Raw genomic sequence first — 25,096 nt, 5'->3', positions numbered from 1 at the left:
GCCGGACGGGCTGGGGGGCCGGTCCGCCACCCAGCCCGGCGAGATCAGCCGGTGTTGCGCATCCCGGCGGCCACGCCGTTGATGGTGAGCAGCATGGCCCGCCGCAACTGGGGGTCGACCTGCTCGTCGGCCTGCGATCGGATGCGGTTGAGCAGGTCGACCTGAAGGTAGGAGATCGGGGCGAGATAGGGCTCGCGTACGCCCAGGGTCCGCTTGAGGGCGGGTTGATCGTCCAGGAGCTCGGCCTCGCCGGTGACCCGCAGGACCTCGGCGACGGTGAGATCGTGCTCGGCCTTGATCACCTCGAACAGGCGTCGCAACGGTGCGGGCACCAGCGACTCCACGTACATGGCCGCGATCCCCATGTCGGTCTTGGCCAGGGTCATCTCGACGTTGGAGATGAAGGTGCGGAAGAAGTGCCACTTGCGGTGCATGGTGCGCAGCATCTGCTCACCGCCGGCTTCGCGGGCGGCACGCAGGCCGGAGCCGACGCCGAACCACCCGGGGACGATCTGCCGGGACTGGGTCCAGCCGAACACCCAGGGGATGGCCCGCAGACCGCCGATGCCGCCGCCGGAGTCGGGCCGGCGGGCCGGCCGCGAGCCGATGTTGAGCTGACCCAGTTGCTCGGTCGGGGTGGAGGCCAGGAAGTAGGCCGGCAGGTCGGGGTCGTCGATCAGCCCGACGTAGGCGGCGAAAGCCGCGTCGCTGACCTGCTCCATCCACTGGTCCCAGTCCCGCAGCTCCTGCGCGGTCTGCCGGGACTCGGTGTGCAGGGTGGTGGCCCGCAGGGTGGCGGCCACGGTCAGCGCCAGGTTCTCCTTGGCCAGGTCCGGCATCCCGTACTTGCCGCTGATCACCTCGCCCTGCTCGGTGAACTTGATGGCTCCGGTAATCACTCCGTACGGCTGGGCCAGGATCGAATCGTAGGTCGGGCCCCCGCCGCGGCCGACGGTGCCGCCACGGCCGTGGAACAGCGTCAACGACACCCCGTGCCGGGCGGCCAGGTCGCGCAGCAGCCGTTCGGTCTTGTGGATCTCCCACTGGCTGGTGGTGATCCCGGACTGCTTGTTCGAGTCCGAGTAGCCGAGCATGATCTCCTGCACGTCGCCGCGCAGCCGGACGATCTCCCGGTAGGTGGGGTCCGAGAGCAGCTCGTCGACCACCTCGGCGGACTTGCGCAGTTCCTCGACGGTCTCCAGCAGCGGGGCGAAGCCGATGGCGGCGAACGGGCCCCGGGTCGGATCGCCGGGGGTGCCGTAGACGTCGATCAGGCCGGCCTCCCGGGCCAGCACCGCGGCGGCCAGGATGTCGTCGGCCCCCATGGTCATCGAGGTGATGTAGGTGACGATCACCTCCGGCCCGTAGGTCGCCTGGGCGTCCTTGATCTCGGAGAAGACCGAGAACGTCTTGGTCCCGGCCGCATCCAGCGGGGCCGGCAGGGTGGTCAGCGGTCGATGCGAGGTCAACTCTTTGGACAGCCACCGCATGCGCTGGGGCCGGCTCATCGAGTCGTACGGCCGGTCCAGCTCACCCAACCGGTCGACCAGCTGCGCGATCACCTGGTGGTGCGCCTCGGAGTGCTCGCGGATGTCCATGTAGGCCACGTTCAGCCCGCTGACGGCGAGGGCGCGCTGGGCGGTGGCCAGGATGCCGGCGGCGGCCAGGGCGCCGCCGTGCTGCTCCAGTGACCGATGAACGATGGCCAGGTCGGCCAGCAACTCGCCCTTGCTCGCGTAGTCGCGGCCCGGCTCGTGCGCCCGGCCGGCGTTCACCCGGGCCCGGGTGTTGATCAGCTTGGCCTTGACACAGGTCAGCTTGAGCCGGATCGGCTCGTCCTTGTTGAGTTCTTTGACGCGAGGGTCCAGCAGCGGCAGGTGGTCCAGATCGGTCCGGATGGAGGCGACGAGCTCGTCGGAGGCCCCGGCGATGACGGTCGAGCTGGACAGCGCCAGCAACAACTCGTCGATCTTGCCAATCGCGATGGCGATCGCCGACTGATGCTGCAGGGCCAGCACCTCACGAGTGACGGCGGCGGTCACATTCGGGTTGCCGTCCCGGTCGCCCCCGATCCAGCTGCCCAGCAGCAGGGGAGTGGCCTCGGGCGACAGTTCGACCCCGTGCTGGGCCATCGCGGCGGCCAGATCGTCGGTCAGGGCCGGGATGGTGTCCCCGACGATGGCCTCCAGGTAGAACAGCGCGTTGCGCGCCTCGTCCACCGGCGTCGGCCGGAACTGGCGGATCTCGTCGGTCTGCCACAGCAGATCGATGACCTCGGCCAGCTTGCGGTCCTGACGGGTCCGCGCGGCCGACCCGGCCGGGGTGGGCACAACGAGGATGTCCGCCAACGCCTGCAGCTTGAGCAACACCGAGCGGCGGCTGGCCTCCGTCGGGTGGGCGGTGAAGACGGGCTGCACCTCGAGTGCCTCGACCGCCTCGCGCAGCGCGTCGGTGCCCAGGGTCGTCACGATCTCCTGGACGACGGCGGCCAGATGATCGTCGCCGGTCTCCCGCGCCCGCAGCTCGCGCACCTGATGGACCTGCTCGGCGCCGTTGGCCAGCTGGAAGTAGGTGGCGAACGCGCGCACCAGTTCGGTGGCCACGGCAATCGGGAGGGCGGCCAGCATCTCTCGCACCTTGAGGGTGGCGGACTGCCGCTCGGTGGCGGCCGCCGCCTCGCGGGACTGTTTGGTCAGCCCGCGCACCTGCTCCACCAGGTCGAGCAGTTCGGGTCCCTGCTGGCGGACCAGGGTCTGGCCGAGCAGGGAGCCGACCCGCCGCACGTCCGCGCGCAGGGCCGCATCGCGATCGACACCGGGCGAGGTCGGGGGGACGTCGGCGAGTGCAGCAGACTGGCCGAGCGTGTCCGAGATCTGTGTCATGCGCCAAATCCTCGCGCACCGTCGTAACGAGCATGTGACACGAGACCCCGACCGAGGGTCGGGTCGACCCGCCGCCGCCTCGGCGGCCGCCTCGGGCCGGGCCCAGACGGGGTGAGAGTCGTCACGCTTCGCCGCGAAGGTCTCGGCCGCCGGCCTCGAATGACCCGTCTGGTGTATTTGACCCGCCGAGTCCGACTCTTGACATTCCGTAGTCAGGACGAATTGTGATGTGGAAGCTGGACCAACAGGTCACCTAAACGGGTTAAGCTTGAGTTGCATCCGCCACGCTGAGTGCGCCCTGTTGAGGAAGGTGCTAGATTTTGACTAGTCCGAATGGTTCGCCTGGCTCCGGCCACACGACCACGCGGGCGGGGGGAACTGATCACAGTGTGTCATGTTGCGGCGCTGCCGCGGCCGTCAACGGGAGGTGTGGCATGGAGCGGGGGGATCTTGGCTCCGGGGGTACCGATCCGGCGGTGTCGACGCGGGGCCGGCTGGGGCGCCGGCTGGGGGTCGTGTCCGGGGGGACCGGCCTGCTGCTGTTGACCGCCACCGTCGCGCACGCGGAGTCCGCGACCGGGTCGGCGGACAGCGCCGCGGCGGCCACACCGGCCTTCTTCGGGCTCGGCATGGTCGGGTTGGGCTGGCTGTTGGTCGGATCGCTGTCCCTGGTGGTCGGCCTGGTTCTGGCCACCCGCCGGGTCTCCGGTCTGTCCCCAGATCGAATCGATCGCACCACCATGCACGCGTCAACCAGTATCGACCAGTCGGGCGGGGCCAAGAAATGATCATGAAGTCGAAGCAGGCCCGCCCGCTGCGGATCGCGCTGGTGGGAACCCGCGGGGTGCCGGCCCGGTACGGCGGGTTCGAGACCTGTGTCGAGGAGGTCGGCTCCCGGCTCGTCGAGCGTGGCCATGAGGTGGTCGTCTACTGCCGGCGCCGCGGCTCGGATCGCAGCGCGGAGCTGGACAGCTACAAGGGCATGTCCCTGGTGCACTTCGGGGCCCTGAAGAAGCGCTCGCTGGAGACCTTGAGCCACACGGCGCTTTCGGTGCAGCACCTGGTCCGCCATCGGACCGACGCGGCGGTGGTCTTCAACGCGGCCAACGCGCCCTTCCTGCCGGCTCTGCGGGCGGCCCGGATCCCCGTGGCCACCCACGTGGACGGGCTGGAATGGAAGCGCGACAAGTGGGGCGGCGCCGGCCGTCGTTACTACCTGATGGCCGAGCGACTGGCGGTCAAGTGGTCGGACGCGCTGATCGCCGACGCGGTCGGCATCCAGGACTACTACCTGGACAAGTTCGCCATGCCCACCGATCTGATCACCTACGGCGCCCCGATCCTGGACACCGTCGGCGACCACCGGCTGGCCGAGCTCGGCCTGACCTCGGGCGGATACCACCTGGTGGTGGCCCGATTCGAGCCGGAGAACCACGTGGACATGATCGTGGAGGGCTACTCGGCCAGTGCGGCCGAGCTCCCGCTGATCGTCGTCGGGTCCGCGCCGTACGCGGACGCCTACACCCAGCGAGTGCACGAACTGGCCGATGGCCGGGTGCGGTTCCTCGGTGGGGTGTGGGACCAGCAGCTGCTGGACCAGCTCTACGCCAACGCCTTCACCTACCTGCACGGGCATTCGGTGGGTGGGACCAACCCCTCGCTGCTGCGGGCACTCGGGGCCTCGGCCGCGACCACTGCGTTCGACGTCAACTTCAACCGTGAGGTGCTGGGCGGGGCCGGTCGGTTCTTCTCCGACGTGGCCGGGGTTCGCGCGCAGATCGAGGCCTCCGAACTGGACATCGCCAGCACCGTCGAACTGGGTACCCAGGCTCGGATCCAGGCGACCAAGTACGACTGGGACGATGTGACCGACCGCTACGAGGACCTGTGCCTTCGCCTGGCCGGACGCGATCGGGCGTTGGCCGGTCCTCGGACCGACGCGGTGGCCGCGGCCCCGCTCGATGCCTGGCTGGCGGAGATCGGCATCGCCGGGTCGGCGGAGCCGGTGCGCGTGCGGACCGGCTCGGAGCCCTCGCTCCGATCGGCATGAGTGCCGCGATCGGGACCCCGAGCCCCATGACCCCGACACCCGGCCGGCCGTCCGCCGAGCCCGTCCCCGACCACGCGCCCGAAGCCGAAGGACCCATGCCCGCCATGTCCGCCACCGACGAAGTGACCCGGCCGGTCGCCGGACGTATCGCGTCCAGCCGGCCACCGGTGATGACCTCGATGGGTTACCGAGAATCGCTCTACCGGTTGAAGTCTCGGCAGAAGCCGGGTAAGGGCGCGCCGGCCTACTCACGATTTGTCAACCGCCGGCTGGGCCGCTACCTGGCCGCCGCGGCGTATCAGGCCGGCCTGACCCCCAATGCGGTGACCGCCGCATCCGCGCTGTGCTCGTTCGCGGCCATCGCTGTCCTGGCGCTGATGCCGCCGTCCATCCCGCTCGCGATCGCGGTCACCGCCGGACTCGTGCTGGGCTATGCGCTGGACTCGGCCGACGGTCAGCTGGCCCGGCTCCGCGGCGGCGGGTCGCGGTCGGGGGAGTGGCTCGACCACATGGTCGACGCGGTCAAGATCTCCAGCCTGCACCTGGCCGTCCTGATCTTCCTGTTCCGCTCGGCCGCGGTGCCCGGAACCGGCTGGCTGCTGGTGCCGATCGGGTTCACCGTGGTCGCCGCCGTGTCGTTCTTCGGCATGATCCTCAACGACCAGCTCCGCCGGACCAGCGGACTGGCCTCGGGCCAGGACGCCGTCGCCGACCCGAGCCGGTCGGCCTCCACTGTTCGTTCGCTGCTGGTCATCCCGACCGATTACGGCGTTCTGTGCCTGATCTTCGCGCTGCTGGCCTGGCCGGTCGCCTTCTTCGCCGCCTACGCGCTACTGTTCGCCGGCAGCGCCGGCTACCTGTTCCTGGCCAGCATCAAGTGGTATCGCGACATGCGGGCCCTGGATGGGCGAACCGTCGACGGCGCCGCCGGCTGAACCCCGGGCACCTCGCCCGGTCGGCCAGCTCGGCTCGACACGTGCTTTGCCGCAATCGCTCTCGGGCTTCGGCCCGGTCGTCGGGACTACGCGGGAGGTCTGCATGACACAGTCCGCATCATCGCGCCGCCGAGCGGGGCTGATGCTCCTGTTCGCGTCGGCGACCGTGCTCGTGGTGAGCGCCTGTTCGACCGCCGGGACTCCGTCGGTCGCCCAGCCTCCGGTGACCGAGCTCGTCACCGTGACCACCGCGACGACCGTGCCCACCACGGCGACAGTCACCGCGACCGTCACCAGCACGCCGCCGCCGACGACGACGGCCGCGGCCGCCGTGCTGGTCTCGCCGACGTTCAAGGACGCCTCGACCTTCGAGTGTGCCGACGCGGCTGCGGATTCCTGCTGGGCCCTGGACGTGACCACCTCCGGTCCCTGTCCCAACGGGGTCTACGTCGCGATCAACGTCTACCGCAAGGGCGAGGACGCCGTGCTCCAGGTGTTGGAGACGACATCCACCCCGGTCACCGATGCCCTCGGCGGAACGGTCACCGTGCAGCTGAGCCAGACCGGTCTGTCGCCCAGCGGAGATCCGCTCGAGGCCGACCTGAAGGAAGCCCGCTGCGCCTGAGCCAGCGCTTCGATCGGCCCGGGTGGGTCCGGTGAGACCCGTTCGGACCGCTGGGTGAGTGGGTCCCCGTTCGGGGAACCCCGAATCGACCGTTGCGCCATTCAGGTGGCCAGGCGCCGCCAAACGGGTCGTCGGCAGTCGTTTACGTCGAGCCTGGTCAGCCTCTCCCTGAGCCTGGTCGGGGCGAAAGCGCGTCTCGAGGGCCATTAGGGGGACCTGTTCACTCGAATGATACCGACGTTCCCACGATAGTGGGGTATTCGTCCGTATCACCCGGACCTCTTACCGCCTGTAGTCACCACAACCGGTAGTTCTCAACTCGGAAGGCTTATCGGTGGCCCTTCCGTGGTCGGGGCGACTACTATGAAGCGCAGGGTGATCGGAGCGGGGGCTTCGATCGCTAGATTCACACTTTCGGACTACTGACAGTGGCCCATGCAGTGACATTGAGTGATGAGCTTACGAGGGGGATCGGCATGCGTCAGCGGGTCGGCTATGCGCCGGGCGTGTACGACATGTTCCATATCGGCCACCTGAACATCCTTCGGCACGCCAAGAGCCAATGCGATTACCTCATCGCTGGCGTCGTGTCCGACGAGATGTGCGAGTTGGCCAAGGGGCGCCCGCCGATCGTGCCGCAGGCCGAGCGGCTGGAGATCGTGCGGCACATCTCCTTCGTCGACGAGGCGATCCTGGAGGTCGTCCCCGACAAGGTGCAGACCTGGCGGACCACCCCGTTCGACCTGATCTTCAAGGGTGACGACTGGCGCGGCACGGCCAAGGGCGAGCGCCTGGAACGCGAGTTCGCCGAGGTCGGCGTCGAGGTCGTCTATTTCCCGTACACGGTGCATACCTCCAGCACGTTGCTGCGGCGGGCGCTCTCGGCGGTGGTGGCCGAGCAGGACCGCGATGTGGCCGGCGGGCTTACGGCGTGATCGGCTGCCCGAACGTGCTGACCTGCGGCGATCGGCGGGGTCAAACCTGGTCAAACCGGATGTTGGGGACTCGGGTACGCTCCCCACTGCCTGCAACAGGCACATGCTCGGCGGGTGGGCGGCGTCACACGATAGGGGTAATGATGTGGCCAAGCTGTGGCCCAGCTGATTACGTCGCGTTACATTTATCTGATTCGCGGGTTCGAGTGCATCCGAGCCCACCCCTTGGGGAGCGCGGTCTCCCGTCCGGTTCAGATCGATCTGGTGCTGCAGGTAAGGACACATCATGGCGTTGACCGACCCGACCGGGGGCCGCAAGCTGAGCCTGCCCGGTCGGCGCCATCGCGGTCGTCCGGGGGCGCCCGCCGTGCTCACGGTCGTGCAGGGCAGCGCCGTCCAGCCTTCGGTCGCCAATGAGTTGCCCGAGATCGACGGGGTCGTCATGCGGCTGCCGGCTGGCGGCACCGCGTCGACCACGACCGGACGGAACGTCGAACCGGCGGCCGCCGATCGGTCCGCAGCCGGTCTGGCCGAGGACTGCGAAGACACGATCGAGTTCAGCATCCGCCAGTTCCGAGACCAGCAGGACGAGGATCTCGAGGTCGGCCGGACGGTCACGGTCCCGCCGGCCAGCACCCGAGGGGTGCGACGGACCTGGAGCGATCGCTACGCCCGCAAGCTGTTCCTGACCGACCTGATCTGCCTGATCTGGGCGGCCTTCGGCGTGCACATCGTCGCGCCGCCGATCCCCACCCGGATTTCCTCCGAGCCGACCAACCTGGCGTTCGTCGCCGCCACCGCGCTGCTCGTCGTGGTCTGGCTGCTCGCCCTGGACTGGTCCGGCAGCCGGGACGGCACCGTCACCGGGCACGGTCCCACCGAGTACAAGCGGGTCATCCAGGCCTCGCTGAGCGTCTTCGGGCTGGCCGCCATCGGATCGTTCCTGTTCGACCTGGACATGCCCCGCAGCTACGTCATCATGATGCTGCCGGCCGGCCTGACGATGCTGCTGGCCAGCCGATACGTGTGGCGCCGCTGGTTGTACCGGCGTCGGGACAACGGCGCGATGATGGCTACGGTGGTTGCCGTGGGCGACCGTCATGCGGTCGGCGAACTGGTGGCCGACCTCGCCCGCTCGCCACGCGCCGGCTACCGGGTGGTCGGGGCGTGCGTGAGCCCGGATCCGGCGGCCCCGGACGCCACCCACTTCGCCGGGGTGCCCGTGCTCGGCGTGCCGGCCGACGTCGCCGAGGTGGCCACCGAACTGGGGGCCGATGCGGTCGCGGTGACCGCGTCCGCCAGCTTCGGCCCGAGCGCCGTTCGCCGGCTCAGCTGGGACCTGGAGGGCACGGACACCGAGCTGATCCTGGCGCCCGCCCTGACCAACATCGCCGGCCCGCGGGTGCACACCCAGCCGGTTGCCGGGCTGCCGCTGATCCACGTCGACCATCCCACCTATCGGGGTGCGAACCGCATCGTCAAGCGCGTCTTCGACGTGTTCGGCAGCCTCGCGCTGGTCGTCCTGTTCTCGCCGGTGCTGCTGGCGGTCGCGGTGGCGATCAAGGCCACCAGCAAGGGACCGGTCTTCTTCCGGCAGGACCGGGTGGGGATCAACGGCGAGACCTTCCGGATGATCAAGTTCCGGTCGATGGTGATCGACGCGGAGTCGCGCCTGGAGACGCTCAAGGCCGAGCAGCGGGACGCCGGCAACCAGGTCCTGTTCAAGATGAAGAACGACCCCCGGATCACCCCGGTCGGCAAGTTCATCCGCCGGTTCAGCATCGACGAGCTGCCGCAGCTGTTCAACGTGGTCGCGGGCTCCATGAGCCTGGTCGGTCCGCGCCCGCCGCTGCGTTCCGAGGTCGACCTGTACGGCGATGACGCGCTGCGACGGCTGCTGGTCAAGCCGGGAATGACCGGGCTCTGGCAGGTGTCCGGCCGGTCCGACCTGACCTGGGACGACAGCGTCCGGCTCGACGTGTACTACGTGGAGAACTGGTCCATCACCGGTGATCTGGCCATCCTGTGGCGCACCGCCAAGGCGGTCCTCGGCTCGTCCGGGGCCTATTGATCGATCCGCTGCGGTCGAGCCCCTGCGGACGGCTCGGATCGCCGCGGGCAAGTACGGCAGCCAGCCGGCGGGCGGGCGGTCCCGAAAGGTCCGCCCGCCCCACCATGTCCGGCCCGATCCGTTCGAGGTCGATGTGCGAAGGTGTCCGGTGTGAGAATCCGTCGTCAGCAACTCCTGCTCAGCGCGTTCGCGGCCGCGACCGTGTTGCTCACCGGCACCGCGTGCGCCACCTCGGCGACGGATGCCGCCACGGTGGGCGACCAGTCGATCTCCGAGCAGGCGATCTTCGACCGGACCGCGTCGGTGTCCGAGCAGGTCCAGCAGGCCGGGCAGCCGGCGCCGACCCAGCTCGATCTGGCCGCGCTGAACCGGACCCAGACCGCGGCCGCCATCCGCAGCCAGTTGTGGGCCACCGCCGCCGCGGACGCGGGCGTGGTCATCAGCGACGCCGAGGTCAACACCGCCATGAGCGGGTCGTCCTCGAATGTCTCGGCCACAACGGTCACCGAGCAGGGTGAGGTCGGGCAGCTCTACCGCGACCTGCTCAGCCTGCAGGGGGTGTTCACCGTGGCCGGTGCACGAGGCCTGCCCGTCACCGACGTGACCGTGCGGATCGACGGCGCGGCGGTGCCGAACCGGGACGAGGCCGTTGCCCTGCGTTCGTCGGTGCTGGCCAACCCGGACGGGGCGGCCGCGCTGCTGGCCGGCTCCGCGTCGCCGATTCCGTCGACCGAGGTCGACCTGGTCGCCCGGCCCGCGCTGGCCCCGACCGGCATCTTCCTGGCCAAGCCCGGCGAGGTCCTGCTCTACCCGCAGAACGGCCAGTTCGTCGTGGTCCGGGTGCTCGACCGGCGGGAGAGTCAGACGGCGCTCACCGCGACCCAGCTGCAGGCCGAGTCCATCCAGAACCAGCTGGACCTGGGCGCGTTGGCCCTGCAGCCGTACGCGGCTGAGCAGGGGGTCACCGTCAACCCGCGGATCGGCCTGTTCGATCCGCTGTCGGTCCAGGTCGTGCCCGGCGGCAGCGGCCTGTGACCCGGCCGGCCGCCGGATCCGGGGCCGCCCCGCTGCTGGAGGCGGTCGCGGTGATGGACCGGCTGCGCTCGCCCGGCGGCTGCCCCTGGGACGTCGAGCAGACCCACGCCTCCCTGGTCCGCTACCTGCTCGAGGAGTGTTACGAGCTGGTCGAGGCGGTGGAGTCCGGTGATCGGGCCGCCATCCGCGAAGAACTGGGCGACGTGCTGCTGCAGGTTCTGTTCCACGCCCGGATCGCCGCCGAGACCCCCCGCGACCAGGGCGGGTTCGACATCGACGACGTCGCCGGCGACCTGGTCGCCAAGCTGGTCCGGCGGCACCCGCACGTGTTCGGGTCGGCGCCCGAGCAGTGGACGGCGGCCGACCAGCAGCAACGCTGGGACGAGCTGAAGAAGACCGAGCGCGGCAAGTCCGGTGTGCTCGACGGGGTCGCCTTCGGCCAGCCCGCGGTCGCCCTGGCCGCCAAGCTGGGCGCCCGGGCCGCCACCTTCGGACTGGACGTCCCGCCGGTGACCGGTGTCGCCGGCCCGGCCGACGGCGACTCGGCCGACGGGGACCCGGCTGGTAGTGCTGAGGTCACGGCGGTGGCCGAGGAGTTGTTCCGCATCGCCTACGCGGCCGGGGCCCGCGGGCAGGATCCGGAGTCGGCCCTGCGGGCCGTGGCCCGGACGCACGCGGCCGCCCTGGCCGCCGCCCAGGCGCGGGCCGATCGCGGCTGACGGCGGCAGGGCCGACCCGCCCGGGATCGCGGTCCGCAGCTACTCGCCGGGGTAGACCACACCGAGCTGCCGGCGGATCTCGTCGATGGTGGCCAGGATCCGCACCGTCTCGTCCAGGGGGAGCAGCGGCGATTCGGTGGCCCCGTCGGCCACGAGCTGGGCCAGGTGCGCCGCCTCGAAGCACAGGCCGTGATGGCCGGTGATCGGGTCCGGATCCCGCACCACGCGTCCGGCCGCGGTGTCCAGGGTCAGCCGGGCCGGCCCGTAGAAGGGCCCGGACAGCTCCAGGTAGCCCGCCGACCCGGAGATGGAGGCCGTCGTCGGGGTTCTGGCCAGCAGCGTGGTGTTCAGGCAGGCCTGCGCGGATCCGGTTGCCAGCGTCAGCGAGACCTGGGCGTCGACGCCGGTGTCGGTGATCGAGCCGGTCGCCACCACCGTGTCCGGCGCGCCGAGCACGAACGAGGCGAACGAGATCGGGTAGATCCCCAGGTCCAGCAGCGCTCCGCCGGCCAGTGCCGGGTTGAACAGCCGGCCCTGCGGGTCGGGCTCGAACGACTGGCCGTGATCGGCCAGCACGGTGGTCACCTCGCCCAGGACCCCGTCGGCCAGCAACTGCCCGATGACGTCGGTCTGCGGCAGGAACCGGGTCCACATGGCCTCCATGGCCAGCACCCCCTGCGCCCGGGCCGCGGCGACCACCTGGGCGGCCTCGGCCGCGTTGCGGGTGAACGCCTTCTCGATCAGGACGTGTTTGCCGGCGGCGATCGCCAGCAACGCCTGGGCGGCGTGCTCGCTGTGCGGGGAGGCCACGTAGATCACGTCCACGTCCTGCGCCCCGACCAGTTCCTCGTAGGAACCGACCGCCCGCTCGACCCCGTGGGCGGCGGCAAAGGCCTGCGCGCGCTCGGCGGAGCGCGAACCCACCGCGACCACCCGTTGCCGGGTGTACCGGGAAACCGCGTCGACGAAGGCGCCGGCGATCCGTCCCGGGGCCAGTACCCCCCACCGCAGCGGCGGGGCCTGCAGCGGATTGGCGGTGCGGGCGGCAGGCAGCGTGGGCTCGCTCATCTGCAGCATGGTGTCACGCGGGCCCGGTCGGGACACTGGCCACATGCACCACCTCACGGTTCGCCTCGCCGGCGCGTCTTCCTGACGTGCCCACCGCCCCCTTCGAACGCGTCGTTGACGCCCACGGCCCCACGGTGCTGCGGGTCTGCCGGGCGCTGCTGGGTCCGGCCGATGCGGACGACGCGTGGTCGGAGACGTTCCTGGCCGCCCTGCGGGCCTACCCGGAGCTGCCCGCGGACGCCAACGTCGAGGCCTGGTTGGTGACCATCGCCCACCGTAAATCGATCGACGTGGTCCGGGCCCGCGGCCGCCGGGCGGTGCCGCTGGCCGAGCCGCCGGACGCGCCGTCCGCGCTGGGCAATCCACGCGAGCCGGCCGATGAGCTGTGGGCCGCGGTGCGCGCCCTGCCGGACCGGCAACGCCACGCGGTCGCCTACCACCACGTCGCCGGGCTGCCGCATCGCGAGGTGGCGCAGATCCTCGGCGGCACCCCGGAGGCGGTCCGCCGGGCCGCCGCCGACGGCATCAAGACGCTGCGTCGCAGCATGGCCGACCCGGGCACCGGTTCGACCCGGTCCGAGGAAGGAGCATCGGCATGATCACCGCGTTGGAGGCTGCGCTCGGCCACGGCCACCCGGATACGCAGGCGCTGCGGCGCCTGCACGACCGGCTGGCGGCCGCGGCCCGGGCCGACGGCCTGCTGGACGTGTCCTACCGCACCCTGGATACCCCGGTCGGCTGCCTGCTGCTGGCCGCGACCCCGGTCGGCCTGGTCCGCATCGCCTTCGCCGGGCAGGACCACGACCGGGTGCTGGAGGATCTGGCCGGCCGCGTCGGCCCGCGGATCCTGGCCGACGCCCGAGCCCTGGACCCGGTGGTCCGGGAGCTCGACGAATACTTCGCCGGCACCCGGACCCGGTTCGACCTGCCCCTGGATCAGCGGCTGAGCACCGGTTTCCGGGCCGCCGTACTGGCCCAGCTGCCGCACATCGACTACGGCCGCACCGCCAGCTACGCCCAGGTCGCGCAGGCGGCCGGGCACCCTCGGGCCGTCCGCGCGGTGGGCACGGCCTGCGGGGCCAACCCGCTGCCGATCGTCGTGCCGTGCCATCGGGTGGTGCGGGCCGACGGCACCCCGGGCGGCTACGCCGGGGGACCGCAGGCCAAGCGGGTGCTGCTCGCGCTGGAGGGTGCGGCCTGAGCCCGCACCCGCGAGTGTGCAGAAGCCGCCCTCATCCGCCCGGATAGGGGCGGCTTCTGCACACTCGACGGGCGCGGTCGGGGTTCAGTCGAGCGGGCTGATGGTCAGGCTCAGCTCGTGGGTGCCGCCCGGCGGCAGCACGATCAGGTCGACCCCGGAGTTGAAGGCGTCCGGCGGGCAGGTCATCGGCTCGACCGCGACCGCCTTGCGGTTCATTGTCGGGTTGTGCTCGTTCGGGATGCACAGCTGCAGCCACGGACAGGAGCGGTCCCAGCTCATCGCCACCCCGCGGCCGTTCGGCCCCAGCAACCGCAGGGTCGCGGCGCCGGCGTCGTCGAAATCCAGGTCGGTGAAGGCGTGGTCCACGGTGACGCCGGCCAGCGAGGTGGGGGCGCGGAAGTCGTAGCCGGCCTGCGCCACCGGGGCCAGCTCGACCGGCAGCAGCCGGTCGGGGTCGACCCGCAGATACCGTTCGGCCGTCACCTGCAGGGTCCAGTCGTCCACCGAACCGGCCCCGGCCACCAGGTAGGGGTGGAACGACCCGCCGTACGGCGCGGCCGTGTCGCCCGCGTTCACCGCGGTGAGGGTGAACGTGAGGCCGTGTTCGCCCAGGCGGTAGTGGGCGGTCAGATCGAGCAGGTGCGGATAGCCGCGCTGGGGCCAGATCCGGTGGGTCAGCGTCACCGATTCCGGCTCGGTGGTGGTCACCTTCCAGGGGGCGAACGCGACCAGCCCGTGCAGGGCGTTGAGCCGTTCGGGCTCGGTCAGCGGGACCTGAAGCTCCTTGTCGCCGAAGCGGTATCGCCCGTTCGCGAGCCGGTTGGGCCAGGGCGCCAGGACCGCGCCCTGATACCCGAACGGCAGGTCGCGGCGACCGAATCCGGAGATCAGTGGCCGTCCCTGCCAGCTCAGCTCACGCAGGGTGGCGCCCACCTCGGTGACGATGGCCGTCAGGCCGCGGGCATGCAGAACGGTTTGACTGCCGGTGGGAATCACCAGGACAGGATGGCGGATCAGCCGATGCCGGCGACCGAGGCGCGTCGATGCCGCGGGACCGGCGTCCGCGGGTTGGTCAGCCGGTTCAGGTGAACCGGGGCGACCCGGCTGGGACGCTCGGCCAGGGTGTCGGCCGCCGACAACACCAGATCGGTGACCCGGCGTTTGCCCTTACGCAGCGAGGCGACGGGCTCGCGGACCACGATCTGGTCACCCGCGTAGAGGACGGCCCACAACTGGCCCGCCGGGTCGCGTTCGACCTGACCGACGTAGCTCGGTACTGGCTGTCGTTCGCTCACCCCGGCTCCGTTCCCTCCAGGCAGGTCACAGAAACGCAAAGGATTCGTGACGCGCGCACCCTGACAAAATCCACCATTCGGCCTAAGACCATTGTTGAGGATCTCGGAGGCGGATACCAGGGTCCGATAGGATGCACCTGCTGGGAACCGTGTGACGGGCGGTGCTGGGTTTTTCCGCCGGCCTCTCATCGATCGAGTGACGGGCCGCATGACGATCTTCGAATGCGTGATTTCGGTCACGCTGCGACACCTGCAGTCCCGATCCGGTGGTCGAGCCGGCCCCGCCGCCGGGCGGCTCTGGGCGACCGGCCGGTCGCCCCCTACACTCGCCCCGAGGTCGTGCGTTCAGCGGCTGAGCCCCGGTGTCGGTGAGCACCGTCCTCGTTCCCGACGCCCCATGTCATCGACCAGGAGACCCGACGATGTCCTCCCAGTGGTCCTTTGAGACCCGCCAGATCCATGCCGGCCAGACCCCCGACCCGACCACCAAGGCCCGGGCGCTGCCGATCTACCAGACGACGTCCTACGCGTTCGATTCGTCCGAACACGGCCGCAAGCTGTTCGCCCTCGAAGAGCTGGGCAACATCTACACGCGGATCATGAACCCCACCCAGGCCGTGGTGGAGGACCGGATCAACTCCCTCGAGGGCGGCGTCGGTGCGCTGCTGGTGGCCTCCGGGCAGTCGGCCGAGACGTTGGCCATCCTGACCCTGGCCGAGGCCGGGGACCAGATCGTCTCCTCGCCGCGCCTGTACGGCGGAACCTACAACCTGTTCCACTACACGCTGCCCAAGATGGGCATCACCGTCGACTTCGTCGAGAACCCCGACGATCCGGAGTCGTGGCGGGCCGCGGCCAAGCCGAACACGAAGGCGTTCTACGGCGAGTCGATCTCCAACCCGGCGCTGGACGTCCTGGACTTCGCCGCCGTGTCCGCGGTTGCGCACGAGGTCGGGGTGCCGCTGATCGTCGACAACACCGTGCCCAGCCCGTATCTCATCCGGCCGATCGAGCACGGCGCGGACATCGTGGTGCATTCGGCGACCAAGTATCTGGGCGGTCACGGCACCGCGATCGGTGGCGTCATCGTCGACTCGGGCAACTTCGACTGGGTCGCCAACGCCGAGCGCTTCCCGAACTTCAACACCCCCGACCCCAGCTACAACAACCTCACCTGGGGGGTCGACCTGGGACCGGAGGGACTGTTCAAGTCCAACGTCGCCTTCATCTTCAAGGCCCGGCTGCAGGGGCTGCGCGACATCGGCCCGGCGATCAGCCCGTTCAATGCCTTCCTGATCTCCCAGGGTGTGGAGACCCTTTCGCTGCGGGTGCAGCGGCACAACGACAATGCGGCCCGGGTCGCCGAATTCCTGTCCGGCCGGGACGAGGTCGAATCGGTCTCCTACCCCGGTCTGGCGTCCAGCCCCTGGCACCACCTGCAGCAGAAGTACGCGCCGCTGGGCGGTGGCCCGATCGTCACCTTCGAGATCAAGGGCGGGGTCGAGGCGGGACAGACGTTCACCGACGCGCTGGAGCTGTTCACCAACCTGGCCAACATCGGTGACGTGCGCTCGCTGGTGATCCACCCGGCGTCGACCACGCACGCGCAGCTGGCGCCGGCCGAGCAGCTGACCACCGGCGTCACCCCAGGCCTGATCCGGTTGGCCGTCGGTATCGAGCACATCGACGACATCCTGGCCGACCTGGAGGCCGGCTTCCGGGCCGCCAAGGGGTGACGTCGCTCGACGGCACAGCGATCGACGCTCGCAAGCTCGACGCCCGTAAGTACGTCGACATCGGGCCCCTGACCACCGAGTCCGGGGCCCGGCTGGACTCGGTCACCATGGCCTACCAGAGCTGGGGTTCGCTCAATCCGGCCGGCGACAACGCCGTCTTGGTGCTGCACGCGTTGACCGGCGACGCGCACGTCGTCGGTCCGGCCGGGCCCGATCAACCCACCCCCGGCTGGTGGGACGGGTTGATCGGGCCGGACGCCCCGGTCGACACGAACCGCTTCTTCGCGGTCGCGGCCAACGTGCTGGGCGGATGCCGGGGGAGTACCGGGCCGTCGTCGACGGCGCCGGACGGCCGTCCCTACGGATCCCGGTTCCCCCGGTTGACGGTCCGCGATCAGGTGGCCGCCGAGCTGGCCCTGGTCGATGCCCTGGGCATCACCGGGATCCAGGCGGTGGTCGGCGGCTCGATGGGTGGCATGCGGGCCCTGGAGTGGGCGGTGTCGTACCCGGACCGGGTGCGACGCTGCCTCGCGCTGGCCACCTGCGCGTTCTTCACGGCCGATCAGATCGCCTGGGGCAGTGCGCAACTGGCGGCCATCCGGGCCGACCCGGACTTCGCCGGCGGTGACTACTACGGCGGCCGGGCCCCCCTGGTCGGGATGGGTATCGCCCGCCAGATCGCGCACACCACCTACCGGTCGGCCTTGGAGCTCAACACCCGTTTCGGCCGGGCGGCGCAGGGGCAGGAGGATCCGCTCGCCGGCGGCCGGTTCGCCGTCGAGTCCTACCTGCAGCACCACGGCCGCAAGCTGGGAGCCCGGTTCGACCCGAACTCCTACCTGGTGCTCACCGAAGCGATGCACTCGCACGACATCGGCCGCGGGCGAGGTGGCGTGCAGGCCGCGCTGGGCGCGATCTCGGCCGAACTGACCGTGGCCGTGGTGGACTCCGACCGGCTGTTCCCGCCGGCCCAGGGTGAGCTGCTGGCCACGGCACCCACGGCCCGGCCGCTGGTGGTCATGCACTCGGACTACGGCCATGACGGTTTTCTCATCGAGGCCGACGCCATTGCCGGCGTCGTCCGCGAGGCCCTGGCCCGCCCGTGACCCCGCCACCGGCTCGGAGTTGATCTTGCGGTGCCCACGGGGCGACGGGCGTCGGGCGAACCGGGCGAGTCCGACGCGACCGGGCGGGCGTTCGCCTCTAGGCTGAGTGCGGCTCAGGCCCCCGGCGCTGTCGAGCAGGTCCGACCCCGGGTTGGGCTGAGTGGTTCCTATCCGCAAGCGAAGGGATGTGCCCAGTGGCGGCCATCGAACTCATCGGTGCACGCGAGATTCTTGATTCCCGAGGCAACCCCACGGTCGAGGTGGAGGTCGCGCTCGACGACGGGTCGTTGGCGCGCGCCGCGGTGCCCTCGGGGGCCTCGACCGGCGAGCATGAAGCAGTCGAGCTGCGCGACGGCGATTCCGCGCGCTATCTCGGCAAGGGCGTCCTCAAGGCGGTCGACGCCGTGCTGGAGGAGATCGGGCCGGCCCTGATCGGTTACGACGCGATCGAGCAGCGGGTCATCGACCAAAAGCTGATCGACCTGGACGGCACCCCGGACAAGGGCCGCATCGGCGCCAACGCGATCCTGGGCGTGTCCCTGGCCGTGGCCAAGGCGGCGGCCGAGTCGGCCGAGCTGGAGCTGTTCCGCTACATCGGCGGCCCGAACGCGCATATCCTGCCGGTCCCGATGATGAACATCGTCAACGGTGGCGCGCACGCCGACAGCGGCGTGGACGTGCAGGAGTTCATGATCGCGCCGGTCGGCGCGCCCACCTTCCGCGAGTCCCTGCGCTGGGGCGCCGAGGTCTACCACTCGCTCAAGTCGGTGCTCAAGAAGGCCGGCTTCTCCACCGCGCTGGGCGACGAGGGCGGCTTCGCCCCGGCGGCGTCCTCCAGCAAGGCCGCGCTGGACCTGATCTCCGATGCCATCACCAAGGCCGGCTTCGGCTTCGGTACCGACATCGTGCTGGCTATGGACGTCGCGGCGACCGAGTTCTTCAGCGACGGCGTCTACACCTACGAGGGTGGGCCGAAGACCTCGGACGAGATGATCGCGATCTACACCGACCTGATCGCCAACTACCCGATCGTCTCGATCGAGGACCCGCTGTCCGAGGACGACTGGGACGGCTGGATCTCCATGACCACCCAGCTTGGCTCCAAGCTGCAGATCGTCGGTGACGACCTGTTCGTCACCAACCCGGAGCGGCTCGAGGACGGCATCGCCCGCGGCGCGGCCAACGCGCTGCTGGTGAAGGTCAACCAGATCGGCACCCTGTCCGAGACCCTGGACGCGGTCACCCTGGCCCACAACGCCGGCTACCGCTGCATGATGAGCCACCGGTCCGGCGAGACCGAGGACGTCACCATCGCCGACCTCGCGGTCGCCACCGGGTGTGGCCAGATCAAGACCGGCGCCCCGGCCCGGTCCGAGCGGGTGGCCAAGTACAACCAGCTGCTGCGCATCGAGGAGAACCTCGGCGACGCGGCTCGCTACTTGGGCGAGCTGGCCTTCCCGCGGTACTCGGCCGGCTCCTGACGGATCGGTCCTTGCTTCGATGAGTGAACAACCGCAGCGGCGGCCGGGCACCGGGACTCGCACGTCCGAGGCCCGGTCGTCCGCGGCGGGCACCAAAAACCGATCGACCCGGTCGGCCGGCCGCGGACGGGCCGGTTCGTCGCGCCCGGCGGCCTCTCGCCCGGCGGCCTCCCGCCCGTCGGCCGCGGCGCCCGGCACCGCCCGGCGCACCGGACGAACGTGGCGGGCGCCCACCCTGCCCGGCCGCGGCCTGATGCCGCAGTCGGCGCTGGCCCGTCAGGTCGCGATCCTGGGCCTGGTGCTCTGCGCGGTCGCGCTGTCGGTGGCCTTCCCGCTGCGCAACTACCTGGAGCAGCGGGCCACCCTGGCGGCGGCCGTGGCCTCGCAGCAGGACCTGGAGCAGCAGCGGGCCGAGCTGCAGTCCCGCAAGGACGCCCTGCTGGACAACGACTACGTCGCCGCCGAGGCCCGGCGCCGGCTGCAGTACGTCACCCCCGGGGACACCGTGTTCGTCGTTCATGCCCCGCCGCTGGCCGGTGCCGGTGACTCCGCATCGACCACCCCGGTGCCGACCGGACCCTGGTACGGCGGTCTGTGGGACACCCTGACCGAGGAGGGGCAGTAGCCCTCCAGCTCCAGCCGGCCACCGACGAGGACCTGGACCGGCTGACCCGTGAACTGGGCCGCGCTCCCCGAGGCGTCCTCGGCGTTGCCTACCGGTGCGACCACGGCGTGCCCGCGGTCGTGCAGACCGCCCCCCGGCTGCCCGACGGCACCCCGTTCCCGACGCTGTTCTACCTGTGCTGTTCATCGCTGAACTCGACGATCGGCCGGATGGAGGCCGGGGGCGTCATGCGGGAGATGACCGACGAGCTCGCCGCCGACCCCGACCTGGCCGCGGCCTACCGGTCCGCGCACGAGTCCTACCTGGCCATGCGCAACGCCATCGACGACCTGGGCATCCCGGTCACCGCGGGCGGCATGCCGGACCGCGTCAAATGCCTGCACGTGCTGGTCGCGCACGCGCTGGCCGTGGGCCGAGGCGTCAACCCTTTGGGCGACCGCGCGGTGGACATGCTCGGCGACTACGTGCGGGGCGGCGCCCCGTGCGCCCGGCTCAGCCCGTCAGCGTGAACGTCCAGGCCACGACCACCCCGTCCAGGGCCGGTCGCACCTGCAGCGCGGGGCGATAACCGGGCCTGGCCGGGCCCGGGAACGTGCGACCCGGATCGGCCCGGCCGGCGGCCGCTGCGGGCACCGCCGCGGCCAGGTAGGCGGTCACGGCCGACCGGTCTCCGCCGAACTCGGCCAGGAATCGTTCGACGAACGGCTCCCAGGCGCCGTCGTGCAGTTGGGTGGTGGCCAGGCTCAGGTACCGCACCGGGCCGCCGCCGCCCCCCGAATCGCCGGTGACCAGGCCGAACGAGCCGGTCACCCGGTCCGGGCCGGGCAGGGTGAGCTGCACCTGGACGCCGTTGACCCCCAGGGTCTCGACGGCGACCACGTCCGCCGATCGTCCCCCCAACTCGGTGGGGGTTCGCGGGGTGGACAGGTCCCAGTCGACCCGCGCGCCGGCCGTCGAGGCTGAAGCCGACGTGCTCATCTGGACTCCCTCGGGTGGGCTGGGTGGGGCGGTCGTGCAACTGCTCACCGCGGTGAGGACCACCGCGGCGAGCAACACCGCGGTCACGAACACCGCGGGGCCCTGCCGTGCGCGGGTGTTCACGAGCGGTCGTTCACGGTGGTTCGGTCGATCATTGCCGGACCTCGACCCGCCAGTGCGTGGCCAGGTCTCGGGCGATCTCGGCGATCCGGCTGCGGATGACGTAATCGTCGCTGCGCGGACCGACCGGGGTCTGCAGGACCTGCAGCACCTGGTCGCGGGACAGGTGCTGGTAGGCCGGCAGGGTGTCCCGCTCGATCAGCGCCCACCGGTCCGCGAAATGGGCGACATTGCCGGCCGGCAGCGGGGTGGTGACGGTGACGCTGCCCTGCAGCGGGTTGTCCCCGTGCACGCCCAGCTGCGGCAGCCGGCCATCGGTGAACGGGATCCGGTCCGGAGTGTGCACGTCGATGTCCTTGGGCCCGACCCCGACGTCGGTGCTGACCTGCAACGGGAAGACGTCGGCGAAGCTCTTGGCGCCGGGCACCGACGGCTGGCCGACCAGCGTGGCCAGGTAGGTCAGCGCCGGGCCGGTGACCGGCCGCTGGTACATGGCGTCGTACTGGTCGCGGATGATCTCGGACTGCTCGCGGCGCAGCAGGCTGGCGTTGCCCTGCTCGATCAGGTCGGTGTTTCCGGTGCGCTTACCTTCATCGATGGTGGCCCACGCGTCGTAGGCCTGCTGGCTGATCGTGCCGTCGTCGAGCAACGACTTGACCCCGGCCAGGCCGGCTGATCGGTACGCCTCGTGCTGCGGGCCCAGGTCGAGGAAGATCTCCTTCTGCATGCCCAGGAAGGTGCGCTCGTACCAGCGGAACTCGGACTCCAGGTCGGCCGCGGTCATCGCGGCCAACCCGGTCAGGCTGCTGCGGATGTCCGGCGGCAGGGTGCCGGCCAGGGGACTGCTCAGGATGCCGCGGGCCAGTCCGGCCAGGTCGGCGAAGGTGTCCAGGTCGCGAAAGCCCGCGTAGAAGCTGGGGCCGATCAGCGCGGCCATCCCGGCCCAGAGCATCTCCGGGTTGTCCCGGTAGAGCTGGGCGTAGTAGGCGTAGACCGCTTCGATCGTGGCCCGGTTGCCGTCGACGCCGGCGTTCGGGTCCCAGGTCGCCGGGTCGATGCCGGCTCGGCGCAGGGCCTGCGCGGTGTAGTCGGTGGGCCCACCCGCGCCCGGCCGGCGGGCCGCGCCGCCGTCGGCCGCGCTGGCCCGGTCCTGCTCGTCCGCGTTCCGGATCAGCGTGGCCGACGCGGCCAGCAGCAGGTCGCCGGCCTGGGCCAACACCACCCGCCGGCCGCGGAACCAGTCCGCGCGGAAGGTCTCGGCGTCGGGCCCGGTCCAGGACGAGGTGGCCAGCCGGGCGTCCACCTGCTGCCGGGTGGTCGCCAGGTGCGTCCCCGCGGTGCGCAGGGCGACCGCGAGCGCGCGAAGCTCGTCCGGGTCACTCCCGATCAGCGTCATGCGCCCCCCACCTGCCTCAGCCTTCCCTGCGCGGGACGCTAGGGCACGGCCGACCGCAGGACAACGGGGAGAACTCACCATCCCGGATGGTCAGCGCGGCGACGGGGTGATCGACTCGACGATGCCCGCGGTGGCGGTGCCCGGCGGCACCTCGCCGAACACCCGGTCCCCGGACCAGCCCAGCCGGGTCGCGCAGTACAGCTCGGCCACCGGTGCCGGGGCGTGGCGCAGGAGCAGTCCGGCGGCCAGGGTCCGGGCGGTCAGCGAGCACAGCCGGCGCGCGGTGGCCGGATCCGGCGGCTGCCGGAGCAGGCCGGTCAGCTCCCGCACGGCCGAGTCGAACGCCGGGTGCCCACCGGCCGCGCCGGCCAGTTCGGCCAGCAGCGCCTGCGCGCACTCCGGGCTGCGGCCCAGGGCGCGCACGGCATCGAGCGCGGTGACCGTGCCCGAGCCTTCCCAGATGCCGTTGAGCGGCGCCTCGCGCAGCAGCCGGGCCGTCGGGAAGGTCTCCACGTAGCCGTTGCCGCCCAGGCATTCCAGGGCCTCGGCCAGCACCGGGACCGCCCGCTTGCAGATCCAGAACTTGGCCGCCGGCAGGGCCAGGCGCAGCAGGGTGGCGGCCGCCGGTGACCGGTCGTCGACCAGGTCGGCCAGCCGCAGTCCGGTCAGCGTGGCCGCCCAGGATTCGACCGCCAGGTCGGCCAGCACGGCGGCCATCGCCTCGTGCTCGATCAGCCGGCGGCCGAACGCCCGGCGGTGCGCGGCGTAGTACGCCGCCTGGGACAACCCGGCCCGGATCTGCCCGGCCGAGCCGAGCACGCAGTCGAGCCGGGTCATCGTCACCATCTCCAGGATGGTGGGCACCCCGCGGCCCTCCTCGCCCAGCCGCCGGGCCAGGGCTCCGTCGTACTCGATCTCGCCGGAGGCGTTCGACCGGTTGCCGAGTTTGTCCTTGAGCCGCAGCACGCTCACCGCGTTGCGCTGCCCGTCGGGCAGCACCCGGGGCACCACGAAGCAGCTCAGCCCACCCGGGGCCTGGGCCAGGGTGAGGAACAGGTCGTTCATCGGGGCCGAGGTGAACCACTTGTGCCCGGTCAGCCGGTAGTGGCCGGCATCGCCTTCCGGCACGGCGCGGGTGGTGGCCGCGCGCACGTCGGACCCGCCCTGCTTCTCGGTCATCGACATGCCCGCGAGCAGCCCGCGCTTGGCCGCGGCCGGCCGCAGACCGAAGTCGTACTCGGGCGAACACAGCCCGGGCTCGAACTCCCGGGCCAGGTCCGCGTCGTGCCGCAGCGCCGGGACCGCCGCGTAGGTCATGGAGATCGGGCACAGATGGCCCGATTCGGTCTGGGTCCACAGGTAGAAGCCGGCCGCCCGGTGCAGGTGGGCGTGCGCGCCGGCGTCCGGGGCCCAGGGCGCCGCCTGCAATCCGGCGCCCACCGCCCGGCCCATCAGCCGGTGCCAGGACGGGTGGTACTCGATCTCGTCGACGCGGCGCCCGGCCCGGTCGTGGGTGTGCAGGACCGGCGGGTTGCGGTCGGCGAGCCGGGCTTGTTCGGCCCACTCCGCCGCGCCCGCGTCGACGGCCAGGGACCGCAACGGCTCGGTCGGGGTGGTGCCGGCCGCGGCCAGGCCGGCCGCCAGGGCCGGATCGGCGGCAGCGACGTCGAACCCGACCAGGGGGTCGACGACATTGACGACATCATGGGTCGGCGGCACGGCGCTGGGCCTCCTCGGACGACGGGATCAGGCCAGTGTGCCCCGCGCGCCGGGGGGCGGCCTCGCCCCGGGTACCGTCGCCGACCATGAGGCCGAGCACGAGGCAGACCAGGAGCCAGCGCGCATGACGGCCGGAGCACCAATGCGGGTCGCCGGGATCGACTGCGGCACCAACTCGATCCGGCTGCTGGTGGCCGACGTGGTCCGCGAACCCGACGGGCGGCCCCGGCTGACCGACGTGCACCGGGAGATGCGGGTGGTGCGGCTGGGCGAGGGGGTCGACGCCACCGGCCGGCTGTCCAGTCACGCTCTGGACCGGACCTGGCGGGCTCTGGCCGACTACGCGGCGGTCATCACCGCCTCCGGCGTGGTGCGCACCCGGATGGTGGCCACCTCGGCCACCCGGGACGCCGGCAACCGGGCCGACTTCGTCGAGATGGTCCGCTCGACGCTGGGCCAGGACCCGGAGGTCATCACCGGTGACGAGGAGGCCGAGCTGACCTTCGCCGGCGCGGTCGGTGACCTGGACCCGGCCTCCGGTCCGTTCCTGGTGGTCGACATCGGCGGGGGATCCACCGAGCTGGTCATCGGCGAGCGGGTCGGTGCGAGCAACCGGCTGGCCGGCGGCGTCAGCCTGGACATCGGCTGCGTGCGGATCACCGAGCGGATCCTGCGGGGCGATCCGCCCTCGTCGACCGAGCGGGACCAGGCCCGCCGCTGGGCCCGGCAGATCCTGGCCGACGGCCTGGACCGGCTGCCGGTGCACCGCGTGCGCCGGCTGATCCCGGTGTCGGGCACGGCGACCACGGTGGCTGCGGCCGCGCTGCGGCTGCCCACCTACGACCCGGCCCGCATCCACCTGGCCGAACTGCCGATCGACCGGGTGCACACCGTCGCCGACACCCTGCTGGGCGCCACCCGTGCCCACCGGGCCGCGCTGGGCTACATGCATCCGGGCCGGGTCGACGTCATCGGCGGGGGAGCGTTGATCCTGTCCGTGATGATCGAGCTGGTGGCCGCGCGAACGCCGATCCATCAGGTGACGGTCTCCGAGCACGACATCCTGGACGGCATCGTGCTGTCCCTGGCCTGATCGGCTCCCGGCCCTGGCCCTACGCT

The 25,096-nt window shown here is 71.3% G+C and carries 23 protein-coding genes; 16 read left to right on the top strand and 7 right to left on the bottom strand.

The features are described from left to right. Positions 1-44 precede the first annotated feature (44 nt). Complete coding sequence (gene ppc, locus NAMU_RS22075; RefSeq protein ID WP_015749555.1) at positions 45-2,882, bottom strand: phosphoenolpyruvate carboxylase; 2,838 nt, start codon at positions 2,880-2,882, stop codon at positions 45-47. Positions 2,883-3,358: 476 nt separating this feature from the next. Here ppc and NAMU_RS22070 point away from each other — a divergent pair, with 476 nt between their 5' ends. From NAMU_RS22070 to NAMU_RS22035, 8 genes are all read left to right on the top strand, one after another. After that, the gene (locus NAMU_RS22070) at positions 3,359-3,670 is read left to right on the top strand and encodes a hypothetical protein (RefSeq protein ID WP_041369291.1); all 312 of its coding nucleotides are present in this window, start codon (positions 3,359-3,361) and stop codon (positions 3,668-3,670) included. 2 nt (positions 3,671-3,672) lie between these two features. Continuing rightward, positions 3,673-4,932, top strand: a complete 1,260-nt coding sequence (locus NAMU_RS22065) for a DUF1972 domain-containing protein (RefSeq protein WP_083785925.1) — start codon at positions 3,673-3,675, stop codon at positions 4,930-4,932. A 170-nt stretch (positions 4,933-5,102) separates the two neighbouring features. After that, positions 5,103-5,867 carry a CDP-alcohol phosphatidyltransferase family protein gene (locus NAMU_RS22060; protein ID WP_041371307.1) on the top strand — a complete coding sequence of 255 codons (765 nt, stop codon included), beginning with the start codon at positions 5,103-5,105 and terminating at the stop codon, positions 5,865-5,867. 103 nt (positions 5,868-5,970) lie between these two features. Then, positions 5,971-6,492 (top strand): hypothetical protein, encoded by a 522-nt coding sequence (locus tag NAMU_RS30120; RefSeq protein ID WP_015749551.1) that lies wholly within the window; start codon positions 5,971-5,973, stop codon positions 6,490-6,492. A 476-nt stretch (positions 6,493-6,968) separates the two neighbouring features. Next, positions 6,969-7,427 carry an adenylyltransferase/cytidyltransferase family protein gene (locus tag NAMU_RS22050; protein ID WP_015749550.1) on the top strand — a complete coding sequence of 153 codons (459 nt, stop codon included), beginning with the start codon at positions 6,969-6,971 and terminating at the stop codon, positions 7,425-7,427. Between the two features lie 286 nt (positions 7,428-7,713). Next, positions 7,714-9,498: a sugar transferase gene (locus NAMU_RS22045; protein ID WP_015749549.1), complete on the top strand. Its 1,785-nt coding sequence runs from the start codon at positions 7,714-7,716 to the stop codon at positions 9,496-9,498. Between the two features lie 150 nt (positions 9,499-9,648). Beyond that, the gene (locus tag NAMU_RS22040) at positions 9,649-10,533 is read left to right on the top strand and encodes a SurA N-terminal domain-containing protein (RefSeq protein WP_015749548.1); all 885 of its coding nucleotides are present in this window, start codon (positions 9,649-9,651) and stop codon (positions 10,531-10,533) included. Further along, positions 10,530-11,252, top strand: coding sequence for a MazG family protein (locus tag NAMU_RS22035; protein ID WP_015749547.1), 723 nt, complete (start codon positions 10,530-10,532; stop codon positions 11,250-11,252). Before NAMU_RS22040 ends, NAMU_RS22035 begins: the two co-directional genes overlap by 4 nt. Positions 11,253-11,291: 39 nt before the next feature. Here the strand turns inward: NAMU_RS22035 and NAMU_RS22030 are convergent, their stop codons facing one another. Further along, positions 11,292-12,320: a Gfo/Idh/MocA family protein gene (locus NAMU_RS22030; protein WP_041371304.1), complete on the bottom strand. Its 1,029-nt coding sequence runs from the start codon at positions 12,318-12,320 to the stop codon at positions 11,292-11,294. 86 nt (positions 12,321-12,406) lie between these two features. Here NAMU_RS22030 and NAMU_RS22025 point away from each other — a divergent pair, with 86 nt between their 5' ends. Together NAMU_RS22025 and NAMU_RS22020 are read left to right on the top strand one after the other, a co-directional pair. Then, positions 12,407-12,919, top strand: coding sequence for an RNA polymerase sigma factor (locus NAMU_RS22025; RefSeq protein ID WP_015749545.1), 513 nt, complete (start codon positions 12,407-12,409; stop codon positions 12,917-12,919). After that, positions 12,916-13,521, top strand: coding sequence for a methylated-DNA--[protein]-cysteine S-methyltransferase (locus NAMU_RS22020; protein ID WP_015749544.1), 606 nt, complete (start codon positions 12,916-12,918; stop codon positions 13,519-13,521). Before NAMU_RS22025 ends, NAMU_RS22020 begins: the two co-directional genes overlap by 4 nt. Positions 13,522-13,605: 84 nt before the next feature. Here the strand turns inward: NAMU_RS22020 and NAMU_RS22015 are convergent, their stop codons facing one another. Beyond that, on the bottom strand, positions 13,606-14,517 hold the full coding sequence (locus NAMU_RS22015; RefSeq protein WP_015749543.1) for an aldose 1-epimerase family protein: 912 nt from the start codon (positions 14,515-14,517) through the stop codon (positions 13,606-13,608). Between the two features lie 17 nt (positions 14,518-14,534). Beyond that, the gene (locus tag NAMU_RS22010; protein WP_015749542.1) at positions 14,535-14,816 is read right to left on the bottom strand and encodes a hypothetical protein; all 282 of its coding nucleotides are present in this window, start codon (positions 14,814-14,816) and stop codon (positions 14,535-14,537) included. Between the two features lie 422 nt (positions 14,817-15,238). Between NAMU_RS22010 and NAMU_RS22005 the strand changes: the two genes are divergently transcribed. The 5 genes from NAMU_RS22005 (at position 15,239) to NAMU_RS21985 (ending at position 20,273) form a co-directional block, all read left to right on the top strand. Continuing rightward, the gene (locus tag NAMU_RS22005; protein ID WP_015749541.1) at positions 15,239-16,552 is read left to right on the top strand and encodes a bifunctional o-acetylhomoserine/o-acetylserine sulfhydrylase; all 1,314 of its coding nucleotides are present in this window, start codon (positions 15,239-15,241) and stop codon (positions 16,550-16,552) included. After that, on the top strand, positions 16,549-17,658 hold the full coding sequence (gene metX, locus NAMU_RS22000) for a homoserine O-acetyltransferase MetX (RefSeq protein WP_015749540.1): 1,110 nt from the start codon (positions 16,549-16,551) through the stop codon (positions 17,656-17,658). Before NAMU_RS22005 ends, metX begins: the two co-directional genes overlap by 4 nt. 194 nt (positions 17,659-17,852) lie before the next feature. Next, positions 17,853-19,139, top strand: a complete 1,287-nt coding sequence (gene eno / locus NAMU_RS21995; RefSeq protein ID WP_041369286.1) for a phosphopyruvate hydratase — start codon at positions 17,853-17,855, stop codon at positions 19,137-19,139. Between the two features lie 19 nt (positions 19,140-19,158). Then, positions 19,159-19,764, top strand: a complete 606-nt coding sequence (locus tag NAMU_RS27745; RefSeq protein WP_052308044.1) for an FtsB family cell division protein — start codon at positions 19,159-19,161, stop codon at positions 19,762-19,764. Then, the gene (locus tag NAMU_RS21985; RefSeq protein WP_052308043.1) at positions 19,734-20,273 is read left to right on the top strand and encodes a DUF501 domain-containing protein; all 540 of its coding nucleotides are present in this window, start codon (positions 19,734-19,736) and stop codon (positions 20,271-20,273) included. Before NAMU_RS27745 ends, NAMU_RS21985 begins: the two co-directional genes overlap by 31 nt. Here the strand turns inward: NAMU_RS21985 and NAMU_RS21980 are convergent. From NAMU_RS21980 to NAMU_RS21970, 3 genes are all read right to left on the bottom strand, one after another. Beyond that, positions 20,257-20,865, bottom strand: a complete 609-nt coding sequence (locus NAMU_RS21980; protein WP_041369284.1) for a hypothetical protein — start codon at positions 20,863-20,865, stop codon at positions 20,257-20,259. The genes NAMU_RS21985 and NAMU_RS21980 overlap by 17 nt on opposite strands. A gap of 28 nt (positions 20,866-20,893) precedes the next feature. Beyond that, a complete protein-coding gene (locus NAMU_RS27740; protein WP_015749536.1) occupies positions 20,894-22,258 on the bottom strand; it encodes a WXG100 family type VII secretion target in 1,365 nt (454 codons plus the stop codon). Between the two features lie 90 nt (positions 22,259-22,348). Continuing rightward, complete coding sequence (locus NAMU_RS21970) at positions 22,349-23,977, bottom strand: acyl-CoA dehydrogenase family protein (RefSeq protein WP_015749535.1); 1,629 nt, start codon at positions 23,975-23,977, stop codon at positions 22,349-22,351. Positions 23,978-24,101: 124 nt separating this feature from the next. Between NAMU_RS21970 and NAMU_RS21965 the strand changes: the two genes are divergently transcribed. Next, positions 24,102-25,070 carry a Ppx/GppA phosphatase family protein gene (locus NAMU_RS21965; protein ID WP_015749534.1) on the top strand — a complete coding sequence of 323 codons (969 nt, stop codon included), beginning with the start codon at positions 24,102-24,104 and terminating at the stop codon, positions 25,068-25,070. Positions 25,071-25,096: the final 26 nt, after the last annotated feature.

The organism is Nakamurella multipartita DSM 44233 (assembly GCF_000024365.1).
Classification (GTDB): domain Bacteria; phylum Actinomycetota; class Actinomycetes; order Mycobacteriales; family Nakamurellaceae; genus Nakamurella; species Nakamurella multipartita.
Note: the sequence above shows the minus strand (reverse complement) of the source record. Positions and strands in the feature narration are given on the sequence as shown.

Excerpts from the sequence above, each read along its gene's own strand:
- ppc (WP_015749555.1), bottom strand. The coding sequence starts at position 2,882 with ATGACACAGATCTCGGACACGCTCGGCCAGTCTGCTGCACTCGCCGAC.
- NAMU_RS22065 (WP_083785925.1), top strand. The coding sequence starts at position 3,673 with ATGAAGTCGAAGCAGGCCCGCCCGCTGCGGATCGCGCTGGTGGGAACC.
- NAMU_RS22060 (WP_041371307.1), top strand. The coding sequence starts at position 5,103 with ATGACCTCGATGGGTTACCGAGAATCGCTCTACCGGTTGAAGTCTCGG.
- NAMU_RS30120 (WP_015749551.1), top strand. The coding sequence starts at position 5,971 with ATGACACAGTCCGCATCATCGCGCCGCCGAGCGGGGCTGATGCTCCTG.
- NAMU_RS22050 (WP_015749550.1), top strand. The coding sequence starts at position 6,969 with ATGCGTCAGCGGGTCGGCTATGCGCCGGGCGTGTACGACATGTTCCAT.
- NAMU_RS22045 (WP_015749549.1), top strand. The coding sequence starts at position 7,714 with ATGGCGTTGACCGACCCGACCGGGGGCCGCAAGCTGAGCCTGCCCGGT.
- NAMU_RS22030 (WP_041371304.1), bottom strand. The coding sequence starts at position 12,320 with ATGAGCGAGCCCACGCTGCCTGCCGCCCGCACCGCCAATCCGCTGCAG.
- NAMU_RS22020 (WP_015749544.1), top strand. The coding sequence starts at position 12,916 with ATGATCACCGCGTTGGAGGCTGCGCTCGGCCACGGCCACCCGGATACG.
- NAMU_RS22005 (WP_015749541.1), top strand. The coding sequence starts at position 15,239 with ATGTCCTCCCAGTGGTCCTTTGAGACCCGCCAGATCCATGCCGGCCAG.
- NAMU_RS27745 (WP_052308044.1), top strand. The coding sequence starts at position 19,159 with ATGAGTGAACAACCGCAGCGGCGGCCGGGCACCGGGACTCGCACGTCC.
- NAMU_RS27740 (WP_015749536.1), bottom strand. The coding sequence starts at position 22,258 with ATGACGCTGATCGGGAGTGACCCGGACGAGCTTCGCGCGCTCGCGGTC.
- NAMU_RS21965 (WP_015749534.1), top strand. The coding sequence starts at position 24,102 with ATGACGGCCGGAGCACCAATGCGGGTCGCCGGGATCGACTGCGGCACC.